The organism is Pseudomonas sp. p99-361 (genome assembly GCF_003935475.1).
Lineage (GTDB): Bacteria > Pseudomonadota > Gammaproteobacteria > Pseudomonadales > Pseudomonadaceae > Aquipseudomonas > Aquipseudomonas juntendi.
Map to the genome: position 1 here is coordinate 1 of NZ_RHQO01000022.1, position 15,617 is coordinate 15,617.

The 15,617-nt window shown below is 60.7% G+C and carries 15 protein-coding genes; 12 read left to right on the forward strand and 3 right to left on the reverse strand.

From position 1 onward, the window contains the following. Positions 1–300: 300 nt before the first annotated feature. Both EGJ22_RS12195 and EGJ22_RS12200 read right to left on the reverse strand, forming a co-directional pair. The gene (locus EGJ22_RS12195) at positions 301–1,521 is read right to left on the reverse strand and encodes a CaiB/BaiF CoA-transferase family protein (protein ID WP_029885371.1); all 1,221 of its coding nucleotides are present in this window, start codon (positions 1,519–1,521) and stop codon (positions 301–303) included. 14 nt (positions 1,522–1,535) lie between these two features. Continuing rightward, on the reverse strand, positions 1,536–2,717 hold the full coding sequence (locus tag EGJ22_RS12200) for an acyl-CoA dehydrogenase (protein WP_029885370.1): 1,182 nt from the start codon (positions 2,715–2,717) through the stop codon (positions 1,536–1,538). Between the two features lie 163 nt (positions 2,718–2,880). Here EGJ22_RS12200 and EGJ22_RS12205 point away from each other — a divergent pair, with 163 nt between their 5' ends. The 10 genes from EGJ22_RS12205 to EGJ22_RS12250 all read left to right on the forward strand — a co-directional run bounded on the left by EGJ22_RS12205 (position 2,881) and on the right by EGJ22_RS12250 (position 12,639). After that, positions 2,881–3,795, forward strand: a complete 915-nt coding sequence (locus EGJ22_RS12205) for a LysR family transcriptional regulator (RefSeq protein ID WP_029885369.1) — start codon at positions 2,881–2,883, stop codon at positions 3,793–3,795. Between the two features lie 408 nt (positions 3,796–4,203). Beyond that, on the forward strand, positions 4,204–5,325 hold the full coding sequence (locus tag EGJ22_RS12210; protein ID WP_029885368.1) for a Re/Si-specific NAD(P)(+) transhydrogenase subunit alpha: 1,122 nt from the start codon (positions 4,204–4,206) through the stop codon (positions 5,323–5,325). A gap of 11 nt (positions 5,326–5,336) precedes the next feature. Then, the gene (locus EGJ22_RS12215) at positions 5,337–5,651 is read left to right on the forward strand and encodes an NAD(P) transhydrogenase subunit alpha (RefSeq protein WP_003256966.1); all 315 of its coding nucleotides are present in this window, start codon (positions 5,337–5,339) and stop codon (positions 5,649–5,651) included. A gap of 2 nt (positions 5,652–5,653) precedes the next feature. After that, positions 5,654–7,105, forward strand: coding sequence for an NAD(P)(+) transhydrogenase (Re/Si-specific) subunit beta (locus EGJ22_RS12220; protein WP_009683557.1), 1,452 nt, complete (start codon positions 5,654–5,656; stop codon positions 7,103–7,105). Positions 7,106–7,289: 184 nt separating this feature from the next. After that, on the forward strand, positions 7,290–8,783 hold the full coding sequence (locus EGJ22_RS12225) for an acetyl-CoA hydrolase/transferase family protein (RefSeq protein ID WP_029885367.1): 1,494 nt from the start codon (positions 7,290–7,292) through the stop codon (positions 8,781–8,783). Between the two features lie 330 nt (positions 8,784–9,113). Continuing rightward, positions 9,114–9,329, forward strand: coding sequence for a DUF1127 domain-containing protein (locus tag EGJ22_RS12230; protein WP_029885366.1), 216 nt, complete (start codon positions 9,114–9,116; stop codon positions 9,327–9,329). 301 nt (positions 9,330–9,630) lie between these two features. Continuing rightward, the gene (locus tag EGJ22_RS12235; protein ID WP_029885365.1) at positions 9,631–9,948 is read left to right on the forward strand and encodes a DUF2388 domain-containing protein; all 318 of its coding nucleotides are present in this window, start codon (positions 9,631–9,633) and stop codon (positions 9,946–9,948) included. 87 nt (positions 9,949–10,035) lie between these two features. Then, positions 10,036–10,329, forward strand: coding sequence for a DUF2388 domain-containing protein (locus tag EGJ22_RS12240; RefSeq protein ID WP_029885364.1), 294 nt, complete (start codon positions 10,036–10,038; stop codon positions 10,327–10,329). A 37-nt stretch (positions 10,330–10,366) separates the two neighbouring features. Further along, on the forward strand, positions 10,367–10,687 hold the full coding sequence (locus tag EGJ22_RS12245) for a DUF2388 domain-containing protein (RefSeq protein WP_009683561.1): 321 nt from the start codon (positions 10,367–10,369) through the stop codon (positions 10,685–10,687). Continuing rightward, a complete protein-coding gene (locus EGJ22_RS12250; protein WP_029885363.1) occupies positions 10,684–12,639 on the forward strand; it encodes a DUF4105 domain-containing protein in 1,956 nt (651 codons plus the stop codon). The genes EGJ22_RS12245 and EGJ22_RS12250 overlap by 4 nt, the downstream gene beginning before the upstream one ends. Before the next feature lie 82 nt (positions 12,640–12,721). Here the strand turns inward: EGJ22_RS12250 and EGJ22_RS12255 are convergent, their stop codons facing one another. Next, positions 12,722–13,123 carry a GFA family protein gene (locus EGJ22_RS12255; RefSeq protein ID WP_029885362.1) on the reverse strand — a complete coding sequence of 134 codons (402 nt, stop codon included), beginning with the start codon at positions 13,121–13,123 and terminating at the stop codon, positions 12,722–12,724. Between the two features lie 266 nt (positions 13,124–13,389). Here EGJ22_RS12255 and EGJ22_RS12260 point away from each other — a divergent pair, with 266 nt between their 5' ends. Both EGJ22_RS12260 and EGJ22_RS12265 read left to right on the forward strand, forming a co-directional pair. Next, positions 13,390–14,697, forward strand: a complete 1,308-nt coding sequence (locus EGJ22_RS12260; protein ID WP_009683564.1) for a CitMHS family transporter — start codon at positions 13,390–13,392, stop codon at positions 14,695–14,697. A 69-nt stretch (positions 14,698–14,766) separates the two neighbouring features. After that, positions 14,767–15,537 (forward strand): TerC family protein, encoded by a 771-nt coding sequence (locus EGJ22_RS12265; protein WP_029885361.1) that lies wholly within the window; start codon positions 14,767–14,769, stop codon positions 15,535–15,537. The last annotated feature ends 80 nt before the right edge of the window (positions 15,538–15,617 follow it).

The window sequence follows — 15,617 nt, forward strand, 5'->3', positions numbered from 1 at the left end:
AACACTTGACTCGCTGCGATCTCTCGTAGCGGGAGGCGAATCATACAGCGTTTAGAAGCGCTGTCAACCATCATCTCAACCGCATTCGATCATTCGATCGTAGCCCCTACAGCGCCTTCCGAATCGCTTAACTCATTGAATTTCAAGGAGTTTGTCGTTCCGTTGTCGCTGGAAGTGGGGCGCATTATAAGGGGATTCGAGAGGGCGTCAACCTTTAATTCAAATAAACTTTCAGGGCGCTTAAAAAGCAAAGCGGGGAGGCCTGGCGGCCTCCCCGCTATATAGCTAGACCAGCATTCCCTACAACACGCCAACGCTGCGCAGCTGGCGCACTTCTTCCGCTCCTAGCCCTAACACCTCTTCAAGCACGACCTCGGTATGCTCACCCAACATAGGCGGCGCCAGCCGATACTCGACAGGCGTCGCCGACAAACGTATCGGGCTCGCCACCTGCGGCACATTGCCTGCCAACGCATGCGGGATACTGACCGCCAGCCCGCGAGCCAGCACTTGGGGGTCGCGGAACACCTGGGCAAGATCATTGATTGGCCCACACGGCACACCCGCTGCCTCCAGCTTGCTCACCCATTCGGCCGTGGTCTTGAACACGGTGGCCTGGCGAATCAATGGAATCAGCTCAGCCCGGTTGGCCACACGCAGCTTGTTGGTGGCAAAGCGAGGGTCAGTCGCCCATTGAGGCTGCCCGGCCACTTCGGCGAACTTGCGGAACTGGCTGTCGTTGCCCACGGTAAGAATGAAATCGCCATCCGCCGTCGGAAAATCCTGATAAGGCACGATGTTGGGGTGCGCATTGCCCAGGCGACGGGGCGCCGTGCCCGTGGTCAGGTAGTTCATTGCCTGGTTCGCCAGGCAAGCCACCTGCACATCCAGCAGCGCCATGTCGACGTGCTGACCGACCCCAGTCTGGTCACGGTGGGCGAGGGCAGCCAACATAGCCACCGTTGAGTACAGCCCGGTCAGAATGTCGGTAAGGGCGACACCCACCTTGACCGGGCCTGCGCCTTCCTCACCTTCCGGGCGCCCCGTCAGGCTCATCAGCCCACCCAGCCCCTGGATCATGAAGTCATAGCCAGCGCGCCGGGCATAAGGCCCGGTCTGCCCGAAACCGGTAATGGAGCAATAGATAAGCCGCGGATTGTCGGCCTTGAGGCTCTGGTAATCCAGCCCATAGGCCGCCAGCCCACCCACCTTGAAGTTCTCGATGACGATATCGCACTTCGCCGCCAGCTCACGCACCAGGCGCTGGCCCTCTGGGCGCGTGAAATCGATCGTCACCGACCGCTTATTGCGGTTGGCCGACAGATAATAAGCCGCCTCGCTCGTGTTCTCGCCATTGGCACCTTTAAGGAAGGGCGGCCCCCAGGCACGGGTATCGTCCCCACTGCCCGGCCGCTCGACCTTGATCACGTCAGCCCCCAGGTCGGCGAGGATCTGGCCAGACCACGGACCGGCCAACACGCGCGACAGGTCCAGCACCCGCAGATGTGATAACGCGCCCATGGACTGGCTCCTTATCAATAGAAAGCCTGGATACCGGTTTGCGCGCGGCCCAGGATCAGCGCATGCACGTCGTGCGTACCTTCATAGGTGTTGACCACCTCCAGGTTGACCAGATGACGGGCGACACCGAACTCGTCGGAAATCCCGTTACCACCAAGCATGTCGCGCGCCATGCGTGCGATATCCAGCGCCTTGCCGCAGGAGTTGCGCTTCATGATCGAGGTAATTTCCACCGCCGCGGTGCCTTCGTCCTTCATGCGCCCAAGACGCAGGCAGCCTTGCAGCGCCAGCGTGATCTCGGTCTGCATGTCCGCCAGCTTTTTCTGGATCAGCTGGTTTGCAGCAAGTGGGCGACCGAACTGGTGACGGTCCAGCGTGTATTGGCGGGCGGTGTGCCAGCAGGCCTCTGCAGCACCCAGCGCCCCCCAGGAAATGCCGTAACGGGCCGAATTCAGGCAAGTGAACGGACCTTTGAGGCCACGCACATCGGGGAAGATGTTCTCTTCCGGCACAAACACATTATCCATGACGATCTCGCCGGTAATCGACGCGCGCAGACCGACCTTGCCATGAATTGCAGGCGCACTCAGGCCCTGCCAGCCCTTTTCCAGGACGAAGCCACGGATATCTCCGGCGTCATCCTTGGCCCAGACCACGAATACGTCAGCGATCGGGCTGTTGGTGATCCACATTTTGCTGCCGCTCAGGCGATAACCGCCCTCGACCTTCTTGGCCCGGGTAATCATCGAGCCCGGGTCAGAGCCATGGTTAGGCTCGGTCAAACCGAAGCAACCGATCCATTCCCCACTCGCCAGCTTGGGCAAGTACTTCTGTTTCTGGGCTTCAGTACCGAATTCGTTGATCGGCACCATCACCAGCGAAGACTGAACGCTCATCATCGAACGATAGCCGGAGTCGATACGCTCCACTTCGCGAGCAATCAGCCCATAGCACACATAGTTCAAGCCGCTGCCGCCGTATTGCTCGGGGATGGTCGCACCCAGCAGGCCCACTTCCCCCATTTCGCGAAAAATCGCCGGGTCGGTCTGCTCATGACGAAACGCCTCGAGTACACGCGGGGCCAGCTTGCCCTGGGCGAACTGATAAGCGCTGTCACGCACCATGCGCTCTTCTTCAGTGAGCTGCTGATCCAGCAGCAGTGGATCGATCCAGTTGAAGCTTGCTTTACCAGCCATGAGCGGAATCCTCGAGAAGGGGGCGGAGTTTTTATGTGCCTTTGAGCCTAGGACTGATTGCCCGCTGATACAAACGAGGATTGCGCACCATATAGTGATATTTTGTCACTTCGAAAATCAGAACCCCGTCACATTTTCGGCCTTACGAGTGAGGTTGACGTACATGCGACGCAAGATCCCCAGCACCTCTGCATTGGTTTGCTTCGAGGCCGCTGCGCGTCACCAGAGCTTCACCAAGGCCGCCCAGGAGCTTTCCTTGACCCAGGGCGCCGTCTGCAGACAGATTGCCAGCCTGGAAACGTTCCTTAACGTAGAGTTATTCCGCCGCTTGCGCCGTGGTGTGAAGCTGACCGAGGCGGGCCTGTCGTACAGCCGCCAGGTTGCCGCGCAACTGGACGCAGTCGAGCGCGACACCTTGTCAGTGATGCGACAGCAGGGCGCCAGCGTGATCGAACTGGCAGTAGTACCGACATTCGGTACCCAATGGCTGCTACCGCGCCTCAAAGACTTCCAGCAGCGCCACCCGGAGGTCACCGTGAACCTCACCAACCGCACCCGGCCATTTCTGTTCGCGGACACAACATTCGATGCCGCCATCTATTTTGGTGATGGCGACTGGTCTGGCACACAGTCGCAGCGGCTGATGGGGGAAAACCCGTTACCCGTATGCAGCCCGGCACTGCTTGGCGGGCAAGGCACGCTCGAAGCACGGCATATCGCTGAGCTGCCACTGTTGCAGCAGAGCACGCGGCCGTACGCGTGGCGGCAATGGTTCGCAAGCGTGGCCATGAATGTGGAACGTGACATGACCGGCCCACGCTATGAGCTGTTTTCGATGCTTGCCCAAGCGGCCATGCACGAGATGGGCGTCGCGCTGATACCGCCGTTTCTGATCCAGCGCGAGTTGCAGGAGGGTAGGCTGGTAGTCGCTAACAGACACGTCCTGACTAGCGACAAGGCCTACTATCTGATGATTCCAGAACGCAAGGTGGAGTCCGCATCTCTGCGCGCATTCCGTGACTGGCTGGTGAGCCAAGCGCAGGCATATGCCCAGGAACGGGACAACCTGACCCCGTAGTCAATTATTTTTAACACCTACAGATATATGTATTTGTCGCATATTCGTAAACTGTTACATACGCACAAAAATACCCGCTAATCGTCCTGACTACGGGGCTTTGCGGGTTATTTTGCGACATCGAACAAGCCATCAGCGAGCTGGCCAAAATTTTTTTGTTTTTTTCTCCTAATCTGGAAATAGCCCGTAGTTGATGGGCTGCGACCTTATGCGTGCGACATGCGGTCACAGGGTGACTTGTAGTTTTGACTTCGTTTCGCTCCAGAACCGGTTGAAGCCCTATGGGTTCGTCTGCAAAATGCTTCGCCCGCCCAGGATCCGGCGGGATGGCGCTCCATAGCCACCCAGCACACCATTCGCAGTGCGCTGGCTTTGACAAAAACAAAGGTCACCGCAGGAGAAATAGTCGTGCACATTGGTGTTCCTCTCGAGACGCAGACCGGTGAGACAAGGGTCGCTGCGACCCCCGAAACCATCAAGAAACTGATTGGCCAGGGCCATCAGGTCACCGTTCAACGGGGGGCAGGGCTCAACGCCGCCATTCCGGACAGTGCCTATGAGGCCGTGGGTGCTTCCCTGGGGACCGCAGCCGATGCATACGGCGCCCAACTGGTCCTGAAGGTGGTCGCGCCCAACGACCAGGAACTGGCCCTGATCAACAGCGGCAGCCTGCTGGTAGGTATGCTCAACCCCTTCAACAGCGAACTGATCGGCAAGATGGCCGAACGCGGGATCACCGCCTTCGCGCTGGAGGCCGCGCCCCGCACGTCAAGGGCGCAGAGCCTGGACGTGCTGTCGTCACAGGCGAACATTGCCGGTTACAAGGCCGTGCTGCTGGCTGCCCATCACTACCCACGCTTCATGCCCATGCTGATGACCGCCGCCGGTACGGTCAAAGCCGCCCGGGTACTGATCCTGGGTGCGGGCGTTGCCGGCCTGCAGGCCATCGCCACAGCCAAGCGCCTGGGGGCAGTGATCGAGGCGTCCGACGTACGCCCGGCGGTGAAGGAGCAGATCGAGTCGCTGGGCGCCAAGTTCATCGACGTCCCCTACGAGACCGACGAAGAACGGGCGTGCGCCGAAGGCGTCGGCGGCTATGCCCGGCCGATGCCAGCCAGTTGGATGCAACGCCAGGCCCAGGCCGTGCACGAGCGCGCCAAGCAGGCGGATATCGTCATCACCACCGCATTGATCCCTGGCCGCAAGGCGCCAACCCTGCTCAGTGCCGAAACAGTGGCCCAGATGAAGCCTGGCTCGGTCGTCATCGACCTGGCCGCGGCCCAAGGCGGCAACTGCCCGCTGACCATGGCGGACCAGGTCGTTCAGGCACATGGCGTGACCATCGTCGGCCCTACCAACCTGCCGGCCCAGGTCGGCGCCGATGCCTCGGCGCTGTATGCGCGCAACCTGCTGGACTTCATGAAGCTGCTGTTCGACAAGGACGGCGCACTGACCATCAACCTCGAAGACGACATCGTCGCGGCCTGCCTGATGTGCCGCGATGGCCAGGTCGTCCGCAAGAACGGCTAAGGAGCACGACAATGGAAGACATGCTGATTTCCCACGGCATCTACAACCTGATCATCTTCGTGCTGGCCATTTATGTGGGCTACCACGTGGTGTGGAACGTCACCCCGGCGCTGCACACCCCACTCATGGCGGTCACCAATGCCATCTCGGCGATCGTCATCGTCGGTGCCATGCTGGCCGCCGCCCTGACCGTGACCCCTGCCGGCAAACTGATGGGCACCCTGGCGGTGGCCCTGGCCGCAGTCAATGTGTTCGGTGGCTTCCTGGTCACCCGCCGCATGCTGGAAATGTTCAAGAAGAAAACCAAGAACGAGGCGCAGAAGTAAGCATGAGCATGAATCTGGTAACGCTCCTCTACCTCGTCGCCTCGGTGTGCTTCATCCAGGCGCTCAAGGGCCTGTCGCACCCGACCACCTCGCGGCGCGGCAACCTGTTCGGCATGATCGGCATGGGCATCGCCATCCTCACTACGGTTGGCCTCATCTACAAGCTCGCGGCGCTCTCCATCGGCAACGGTGGGGCTACGACCGGCATCGGTTACGTACTGGTCGGCCTGCTGGTGGGTGGTACCGCCGGTTCGATCATGGCCAAGCGGGTCGAGATGACCAAGATGCCCGAGTTGGTCGCCTTCATGCACAGCATGATCGGCCTGGCTGCGGTGTTCATCGCCATCGCCGCAGTGCTCGAACCGCAGTCGATGGGCATCGTTGCAGCCATCAGCGACCCGATCCCTACCGGTAACCGCCTGGAACTGTTCCTCGGCGCAGCCATTGGTGCCATTACCTTCTCTGGCTCGGTGATCGCTTTCGGCAAGCTGTCGGGCAAATACAAATTCCGCCTCTTCCAGGGCGCACCCGTACAGTTCGCCGGTCAGCACAAGCTCAATCTGATCCTGGGCCTGACCACCATCGCCTTGGGCCTGCTGTTCACGTTCACCGGCCATTACAGTGCCTTCACCCTGATGCTGGCCTTGGCCTTTGTCATGGGTGTGCTGATCATCATTCCGATTGGCGGCGCCGACATGCCGGTGGTTGTTTCAATGCTCAACAGCTACTCGGGTTGGGCAGCTGCGGGTATCGGCTTCTCGCTGAACAACTCGATGCTGATCATCGCGGGCTCGTTGGTGGGCTCTTCTGGCGCCATCCTGTCGTACATCATGTGCAAGGCGATGAACCGTTCGTTCTTCAACGTCATCCTCGGCGGCTTTGGTGGCGATACCGACGCGGGGGCGGCGCAAGGCTCGCAAGAGCAGCGCCCGGTCAAGTCCGGCTCGGCTGACGATGCCACCTTCCTGTTGAGCAACGCCGACAGCGTGATCATCGTTCCGGGCTATGGCCTGGCGGTGGCCCGTGCCCAGCATGCACTCAAGGAACTGACCGAAAAGCTGACCCACAACGGTGTGACCGTGAAGTACGCGATTCACCCGGTTGCGGGGCGTATGCCTGGGCATATGAACGTGCTGCTGGCCGAAGCCGAAGTCCCTTACGACCAGGTCTTCGAGATGGAAGACATCAACGCCGAGTTTGGCCAGGCCGACGTGGTACTGGTGCTGGGCGCCAACGACGTGGTCAACCCGGCGGCAAAAAACGATCCCAAGTCGCCCATTGCCGGCATGCCGATTCTCGAAGCGTTCAAGGCCAAGACCATCATCGTCAACAAGCGCTCGATGGCCAGTGGCTACGCCGGCCTGGATAACGAACTGTTCTACCTGGACAAAACCATGATGGTATTCGGTGACGCCAAGAAGGTCATCGAAGACATGGTCAAGGCTGTGGAATAAAGCGCCGCAGCAAACCCGCCGATATAAAGGAAGCCCCGGTAAGCATCTACCGGGGCTTTCTTTTTATTGATCCGGATCAACGGCTCTACCGAGAGGCTTCTCATACGACCATGGTCGTGGGACGGCAATGGGCGAAATCTCTAGACTGCGCTGCAGTAGTTTCAGCAGCCCGAGATAACAATCCATGTACCGTGACCGTATCCGCTTGTCCTCTCTGCACAGCAAGGTAATGAGTGCGGCTGATGCCGCTGGTCTGATCGAGGACGGCATGACTGTCGGCATGAGCGGCTTTACCCGCGCCGGTGAGGCCAAGGCCGTCCCGCATGCACTGGCCGAACGTGCCAAACAGTCGCCACTGAAGATCAGCCTGATGACCGGCGCCAGCCTGGGCAACGACCTGGACAAGCAACTGACCGAGGCCGGTGTATTGGCCCGCCGCATGCCTTTCCAGGTAGACAGCACCCTGCGCAAGGCCATCAACGACGGCAAGGTGATGTTCATCGACCAGCATCTGTCGGAAACCGTCGAACAACTGCGCAACCAGCAATTGAAGCTGCCGGACATCGCGGTCATCGAAGCCGTGGCCATCACTGAGCAGGGCCACATCGTACCTACTACATCGGTGGGTAACTCGGCCAGTTTCGCCATCTTCGCCAAGCAGGTGATTGTCGAGATCAACCTCTCGCACAACACCAACCTCGAAGGTTTGCACGACATCTATATCCCCACCTATCGCCCGACCCGCACGCCCATTCCGCTGGTCAAGGTCGACGATCGTATCGGCAGCACCGCCATCCCGATCGACCCGGCGAAGATCGTGGGTATCGTCATCAGCGACCAACCGGACTCGCCATCTACCGTGTTGCCGCCAGATGACGAAACCCAGGGTATCGCCAACCACCTGATCAACTTCCTGAAGAAGGAAGTGGAAGCTGGCCGCATGACCAACAAGCTCGGCCCACTGCAGGCCGGCATCGGTAGCATTGCCAACGCCGTGATGTGCGGCTTGATCGAGTCGCCCTTCGAAGACCTGACCATGTACTCCGAAGTGCTGCAGGACTCGACCTTCGACCTGATCGACGCCGGCAAGCTGCGCTTTGCATCAGGCAGCTCCATCACCCTGTCGACCCGCCGCAATGCCGATGTATTCGGTAACCTCGAACGCTACAAGGACAAGCTCGTACTGCGCCCGCAGGAAATCTCCAACCATCCGGAGGTCGTGCGGCGCTTGGGCATCATCGGTATCAATACCGCGCTGGAGTTCGACATCTACGGCAACGTCAATTCCACCCACGTGTGTGGCACCAGGATGATGAACGGGATCGGTGGCTCGGGTGACTTCGCCCGTAACGCCCACCTTGCTGTATTCGTTACCAAGTCGATTGCCAAAGGCGGTGCAATTTCCAGTGTGGTGCCAATGGTCAGCCATGTGGACCATACCGAACACGACGTGGACATCCTGGTCACCGAACAAGGTTTGGCCGACCTGCGTGGCCTGGCCCCGCGCGAGCGGGCACGCGTGATCATCGACAACTGTGTGCACCCAGACTACCGCGCGGCACTGAACGATTACTTCGAGCGCGCTTGCCAACGTGGCGGCCATACGCCACATATCCTGCGCGAAGCGCTGAGCTGGCACGAGAACCTGGAAGAAACCGGCCGCATGCAAGCGAGCTGATCCAGCGGCGGCCTGGAACAGCAGCCCCGCTTCTGCTGTTCCAGCCCATTCGCGTTTCACGTCCAGACACAAGAATATCCAGAACTGTACTACTGTACCTGTCCTAGGCTTCTTTCAAGCCTGCGGAACATCGCCACATACCAAAAATGCACCATAAAGATGCAGACCAGTACAGTTTCGCCTGTTTCGAGTGCAACAGTAGGGTTACACAGTTAACTGAGCCATCGTCTTTCGCATGAACTGTATCTACTGTTCTGGACAAGAGAGGAGGATCATTGGCATCAGTTAAATCACTACCTAATCCCGCCATAAGCGGAAGGATGAAGCATCATGGAACGTACCCTCAGTTCCGGTCTGGTTTTTGAAAGCAACGCCCAGCAATCCAACGCATCGCTGCCGCTGCGCGTACTGTCCACTCTGCTGCTGTGGCAGCGCCGCATGGCAAGCCGCCGTCAACTGGCTCGCCTGGACGCTCGCCTGCTGGCCGACGCTGGCATCAGCGAGTCGCAGCGTTACGAAGAGCTGAGCAAGCCTTTCTGGCGCTAAGCACCGGCTTGCCGGCTTCGGCCGGCACCGCGAATTCCTGAAACCCGTTGCAGGCAACTGCGACGGGTTTTTTGTTTGTGGCATGCAGAGGTCAGCGCCAAGCGCTGAAAAGGTACAGTTTGTGTAGTACAAATCCAAACCGATACAGTTCACGGCCCGTTCTTCGTTAACATCTGGAAACACCCGCGCGTGATACGCTTGGCTTGGCAGTCTGGTAGAAACCACTGTCATAAGTACCGCGACCAGCAATGCGAGCGTCCGATAAGCAGAACCACCCGACCCGAGTTCAGGAGTGCACGAAATGTCCCGTAAATATCTGATTGGCGCCGCTCTTATGCTGAGCCTGGCTGGCACCGCAAACGCCACCAGTTTCGTCGTCACCACTGACGCTGTAGTAGGGGCAGTAGCTGCGTCCACCGACGCCACCTCGGATGTTTCTTCGTCGTTCCGTGACGATAAAATCGTCCAGGCCGCCCGTGACGACGCTGCCAGCTTCGTAGGCAGCCAAGGCGATATCCGCGGTGCCAAGCTGGAAAGCGCGTTCCGGCACATCCGCGCACAAATGCCAAGCCTGCAGGCCAGCGACGCCGAACTGGCCCAGGCCATTCTGGCAATCTAAGCGCCGGCAAGCGCCCAGGCTGTGCCGGGTGCCCCCGTACCGCCAGGCCAGCCCTCGCCACCCTTACTTCCAGTTGTCGTAGAGCCCATGCGTTATCTGTTGCCGCTGCTGTTTTCCCTTGCCGGCATGGCCAGCGCCCATGCCATGGACACCACTACCCAAGGCCTGGTGATCTCGGCCTACGCCACCAGCCAGGTCACCACTGCACCCTTTGATCGCAAATTGGTGCGTGAGGCCCGTGACGATGCCGCGGTATTCGTCGCCACCCATGGCCAGATCCGCGGTGCTCGGCTGGAAGTTGCCCTGGAATCATTACGCCATAATTGCGCACGGCAGGGCGTTGGCGATCTGGAACTGGCGCAAGCAATTCTCGTCCAATGACTACATCTGACTCCCTGTAATTTTTCGGAGATGCTCCATGCGTAAACCGCTGATTGCCGCTACCCTCGGCATGCTGCTGCTGGCTGACCTGGCCCAGGCACAGACCCTGGTGGCCACCAGCAACATCATCGTGCGTGCCTTTGGCCGCTCGATCGACTTCACCTCGGACACCACCACTTCGATCCGCGACTCGAAAGTGGTACGCGAAGCCCACGACGACGCAGCCAGCTTCGTGGCCAGCAACGGGGACATCCGTGGCGCGCAGCTCGAAGCTGCCCTCACCACCCTGCGCGAGCGTGTTCCGGAAGCACGCGGCGCCAGCGACCAGGTATTGGCCGAAGCCATCCTCGCACTGTGAAGCCCGTGCGTGCCTGGCTGCTCGGCTGCGCCCTGACGCTGCTCGGCACGCCCGCCCTGGCCGGCCTGCAGCTCGAGCTGCAGTCGTCCGGCCTCGACCCACAGCAGACCCAAGCCAGCCAGGCCCTGCTTGACGAGGCCATGGCCAAGCTGCCCCCGCGCTTCAAGCAGCAACTCGACCGCCGCGTGCAGGTCAGCTGGAGCGACAACATGCCAGCCGACGCCTATGGGCAGGCCACGCTGGTGTCCACGCTTCAGCTCAACCGTCGCCTGCTGCCCGGGCTCACCGATGGCAGTGCCGCCATTGAGCGCACCAACCGCCCTCATGGCACCGTGCGACAAGAGCTACTGGCCACTGTCCTGCACGAGCTCAGCCATATCTACGACCGTGCGCGCCTATGGCCCAGCCGTGAAAGATCGCTGATTGCCCGCTGTAAACGCCAACAGGGCACCGTGGGCAAAATCGGCCTGCCTGAGGAATGCCGCGGCCAGGCTGAGCGCCGCTTCACCCTGAGCGATGACCCACGCCTGCTTGACCTGGCCGGCTGGCCGCAATACGTGGGCCGCCGGGGTGAGCGTGAGCAGCACAACGGCCAGTTCGTGCGCAGCCCCGACAGCTATGAACTCAGCAGCCCCAAGGAATACCTCGCGGTGAACATGGAGTACTTCCTCCTGGACCCGAGCTACGGTTGCCGCCGCCCGGCGCTCAACCAGTACCTGCATGAGCATTTCGGCTGGGCGCCGCCACAGAACACTTGCGCCAAGGGCTTGCCATTCATCAATGCCGGTAGCGACTTCGCCCGCCAGCCACTGGGCGAAATCGACCCCGAACGGGTTTATGAAGTGGACTACCTGCTGGCCGAAGCCAACCAGAACCTGGTCAGCCGCTGGGGCCACAGCATGCTGCGCCTGGTCATCTGCAAACCCGGCCGCCCCCGCGGGCCAGACTGCCGCCTCGACCTGGACCAGAGCCTGGTGCTGTCATACCGCGCGTTCGTCAACGATGTGCAGCTATCGAGCTGGGACGGCCTGGTCGGCGTCTATCCATCGCGCCTGTTCGTGCTGCCGCTGGGCCAGGTCATCGACGAATACACCAAGACAGAGCTGCGCAGCCTGGCCTCGGTGCCCTTGAAGCTGAACCGCGAAGAGGTTGAAAACCTGGTGCGCCAGGCTGCCGAAATGCACTGGAGCTACGACGGCAACTACTGGTTCCTGTCCAACAACTGTGCCGTAGAGTCATTGAAGTTGCTGCGCAGCGGCACCGCCAACCCGCAATTGAATGACCTGGACAGTATCATGCCCAACGGTTTGCTGGCCGTGCTCAAGGGTAGGGGGCTGGCCGACACGAGCGTGCTCGACAACCCCCGCGAGGCGCTGCGCCTGGGCTACCGCTTCGACTCCTACCGCGAGCGGTACCAGGCGATGTTCGAGGTGCTGCGCAAGCAATTGCCGATCCAGCAGCAACTGGTAGAAGACTGGCTGGCCTTGAGCGCCGAGCAACGTCGCCCCTGGTTCGCCCAGGCCGACCTGCGCACCAGCGCTGCGCTGCTGCTGCTGGAGCAGGCCAGCCTGCGCCGGCAACTGTTGCTGGCCCAGGACGAGGTCAAGCAGCGCTACCTGAATGCCGCAGCGTTGAAAGATGGCAGCGTCAACAAGGCCGATGCCACCCTCAAGCAAATGCTTGCCAACAGCGGCTTCCTCAGCCGCCCGGCAGAATTGCTCGACAGCAAAGGCTATGGACTGCCGCAGCCCGAAGAACGCGAACGCCTGGAACGGGAGAGCAAGGAACGGCAGGCCCGGTTGCTGCGCCTGAGTACCAACCTGGACAAGGAGGTGAGGGCGCTGCTGGACCCTTCGCGGGCCAGGGAAATTTCTGCGGTAGAGGCCAATGTGAAGCAGATAGGCGAGCATTTGCGGGCACTGCACAAGGCTGCAGGTGGCCTGCAGTTGTAATGGCGCCTATCCGCGGCGAGCCGGCTTCCACCTAGTGGAGTTGGCTTGCCAGCGGCAGGACCCGCAGCACGAGCACAGCATCTTAAAGGCGTTCCCCGTGCTCCCCCGGCAAATCCTCATCAAGGTGCAGCCAAGGCAACCGGCTGCCTACCCAGATATGGCGGTTGGCGCGCACGCCCTCCGGGTGGTCGAGGGTGGCCACGGTCACATCGATGGTCTCGGGACTGTGCGTGGTCACCAGCGCCACATGGGCCCCACACCTCCCACAAAAGTAACGGCTGCAACTGGGCGGGGCCACGTAGCAGTTCGGCTTACCCGTTAACCAATGGAAATCCGAGCGGGGTAGGGTGAGCCAGGTCACGACCAGCCCACCACTTACCCGCCGACAGATCGTGCAGTGGCAGTGGGCGATGTCCGTCAGGTCACCCGCCAGCCGATACCGCAACGCGCCGCAATGGCAGCCACCCTCGGTCACATGCTGCATCATCTACCTCTCGTCGCCTTTGCTTCAGCGAAAGCTGGCTGAAAGCTTGTGCTCATAGGATAGCGCCACCACCGGCACAAGACCGGTCAGCCAGGGCACCCGGTAACAACCGCGCCCGGCCCAATCAACAACAACAATGGTGATCCTGATGTATTCCTGTGCCCGCCTTCGCGCAATCCCCCTCCGCATGCTCCCCGTGCAGCGCCAAACGCGCTGACCCGCCCGAATCGACGTTCCTTTCGTAGCGCCACGCCTGGAGTATTGCCATGCTGACCTTCCTCGGCTTCGCCATGGTCATCACCTTCATGTACCTGATCATGACCAAGCGCCTGTCGGCCTTGATCGCGCTGATCCTGGTACCGATCCTGTTCGCCGTGTTCGGCGGTTTTTCCGCCAAGATCGGCCCGATGATGCTCGAGGGCATCAGCAAGCTCGCGCCTACCGGCGTGATGCTGATGTTCGCAATCCTGTATTTCGCCCTGATGATCGACTCCGGCCTGTTCGACCCGGCCGTGCGCAAGATCCTCAAGCTGGTCAAGGGCGACCCGCTGAAAGTCTCGGTGGGTACCGCCGTACTGGCCCTGGTGGTTTCGCTCGACGGTGATGGCGCCACCACTTACATGATTTGCTGCGCCGCCATGCTGCCGATGTACAGCCGCCTGGGGATGAGCCCGCGAATCATGGCCGGCCTGACCATTCTGGCCGGCGGCGTGATGAACATGACCCCTTGGGGCGGCCCGACCGCACGTGCCGCCAGCGCCCTGCACGTGGACCCGTCGGACATTTTCGTGCCGATGATCCCGGCCATGTTGTTCGGCGTACTGGCCATCCTGGCCATTGCCTACCTGTACGGCAAGCGTGAGCGTGCCCGCCTGGGTGAACTGCACCTGCCAACCGATGACACCGACCATAGCGATATCACCGTTTCGCAATTCCCTGAGGCCCGCCGCCCCAAGCTGCTGTACTTCAATGGCGCGCTGACTGCCGCCCTGATGGTCGCGCTGATCGCCGGTATCCTGCCGCTGCCGGTGCTGTTCATGATCGCCTTCAGCATTGCCATGATCGTCAACTACCCCTGCCTGCAACAGCAGAAAGACCGCATCGCCGCCCATGCCGGCAGCGTGCTGGCAGTCACTGGGTTGATCTTCGCCGCGGGCATCTTCACGGGCATTCTGTCGGGCACCGGCATGGTCGATGCCATGTCCAAGAGCCTGCTGGCAGTCATCCCTGAAGCGATGGGCCCCTACATGGCAGTGATCACCGCAATCGTGAGCATGCCGTTCACCTTCTTCATGTCCAACGACGCGTTCTACTACGGGGTTTTGCCAGTGTTGGCCGAGGCCGCCAGCCACTACGGCATCAGCCCGGTTGAAATGGCCCGCGCATCGATCGTCGGCCAGCCGGTACATCTGCTCAGCCCACTGGTGCCCTCGACCTACCTGCTGGTAGCCCTGGCCGGTATCGAGTTTGGCGATCACCAGCGCTTCACGCTCAAGTGGGCAGTGCTGGTGTGCCTGTGCATAATGTTCGCCGCGCTGCTGATGGGCATTTTCCCGCTGTTCAGTAGTCTTTAATAAACGCGTATTACCCCACCGCGACGCGCCCTGCAGGGCGCGTCGCCTTTACCGCTCGAAGGAAACAACATGGAATGGCTGACCAGCCCGGAAATCTGGGTTGCCTTTTTTACCCTCACCGCGCTTGAGATCGTCCTCGGGATCGACAACATCATCATGATCTCGATCCTGGTCAGCCGCATGCCCAAGCACATGCAGCCGCGCACCCGGATCTTCGGCCTGGCCCTGGCCATGGTCACCCGCATCATGCTGCTGTTGTCGATCACCTGGGTCATGCGCCTTACCGCCGACCTGTTCGTGGTGCTCGGCCAGGGCATCTCCGGGCGTGACCTGATCCTGTTCTTCGGCGGCCTGTTCCTGCTGTGGAAAAGCTCCCAAGAGATCTACCACGGCCTGGAAGGTGAGGACGAAAACGATGAAGCGCCCAAAGGCGCAGGTGGCAAGTTCTTCTACACCATCATTCAGATTGCCATCATCGACATCGTGTTCTCGCTGGACTCGGTGATCACCGCAGTAGGCATGGTGTCCCACGTGCCAGTGATGATCGCTGCCATCGTCGTGGCCGTACTGGTGATGATGCTGTGCGCCGGCGCCATCAGCAACTTCATCGACAAGCACCCATCGCTGAAGATGCTCGCACTGTCGTTCCTGATCGTGGTCGGTACCGTACTGATCGCCGAAGCGTTCGACGTGCACGTGCCCAAAGGCTACGTCTACTTCGCCATGGCCTTCTCGCTGGCGGTAGAGGCCATCAACATTCGCATGCGCACTGCCCTGGCCCGCAAGGACGGCAAAGAGCATGACCCAGTGAAACTGCGCAAGGACATTCCGGGTCAGTAAGAGCGGAACGTACAGGACAGCGGGGGCCCTTCGGGGCCCCTTTTTCATTTTTGAATGGCTGCTACGTGGCGCCGGCAAGA

What these genes read in the sequence shown, in the direction of transcription:
- EGJ22_RS12195 (WP_029885371.1), bottom strand. Translation starts at nt 1,521, where the DNA reads ATGGGCGCGTTATCACATCTGCGGGTGCTGGACCTGTCGCGCGTGTTG.
- EGJ22_RS12200 (WP_029885370.1), bottom strand. Translation starts at nt 2,717, where the DNA reads ATGGCTGGTAAAGCAAGCTTCAACTGGATCGATCCACTGCTGCTGGAT.
- EGJ22_RS12205 (WP_029885369.1), top strand. Translation starts at nt 2,881, where the DNA reads ATGCGACGCAAGATCCCCAGCACCTCTGCATTGGTTTGCTTCGAGGCC.
- EGJ22_RS12215 (WP_003256966.1), top strand. Translation starts at nt 5,337, where the DNA reads ATGGAAGACATGCTGATTTCCCACGGCATCTACAACCTGATCATCTTC.
- EGJ22_RS12220 (WP_009683557.1), top strand. Translation starts at nt 5,654, where the DNA reads ATGAGCATGAATCTGGTAACGCTCCTCTACCTCGTCGCCTCGGTGTGC.
- EGJ22_RS12225 (WP_029885367.1), top strand. Translation starts at nt 7,290, where the DNA reads ATGTACCGTGACCGTATCCGCTTGTCCTCTCTGCACAGCAAGGTAATG.
- EGJ22_RS12230 (WP_029885366.1), top strand. Translation starts at nt 9,114, where the DNA reads ATGGAACGTACCCTCAGTTCCGGTCTGGTTTTTGAAAGCAACGCCCAG.
- EGJ22_RS12235 (WP_029885365.1), top strand. Translation starts at nt 9,631, where the DNA reads ATGTCCCGTAAATATCTGATTGGCGCCGCTCTTATGCTGAGCCTGGCT.
- EGJ22_RS12240 (WP_029885364.1), top strand. Translation starts at nt 10,036, where the DNA reads ATGCGTTATCTGTTGCCGCTGCTGTTTTCCCTTGCCGGCATGGCCAGC.
- EGJ22_RS12245 (WP_009683561.1), top strand. Translation starts at nt 10,367, where the DNA reads ATGCGTAAACCGCTGATTGCCGCTACCCTCGGCATGCTGCTGCTGGCT.
- EGJ22_RS12255 (WP_029885362.1), bottom strand. Translation starts at nt 13,123, where the DNA reads ATGCAGCATGTGACCGAGGGTGGCTGCCATTGCGGCGCGTTGCGGTAT.
- EGJ22_RS12260 (WP_009683564.1), top strand. Translation starts at nt 13,390, where the DNA reads ATGCTGACCTTCCTCGGCTTCGCCATGGTCATCACCTTCATGTACCTG.
- EGJ22_RS12265 (WP_029885361.1), top strand. Translation starts at nt 14,767, where the DNA reads ATGGAATGGCTGACCAGCCCGGAAATCTGGGTTGCCTTTTTTACCCTC.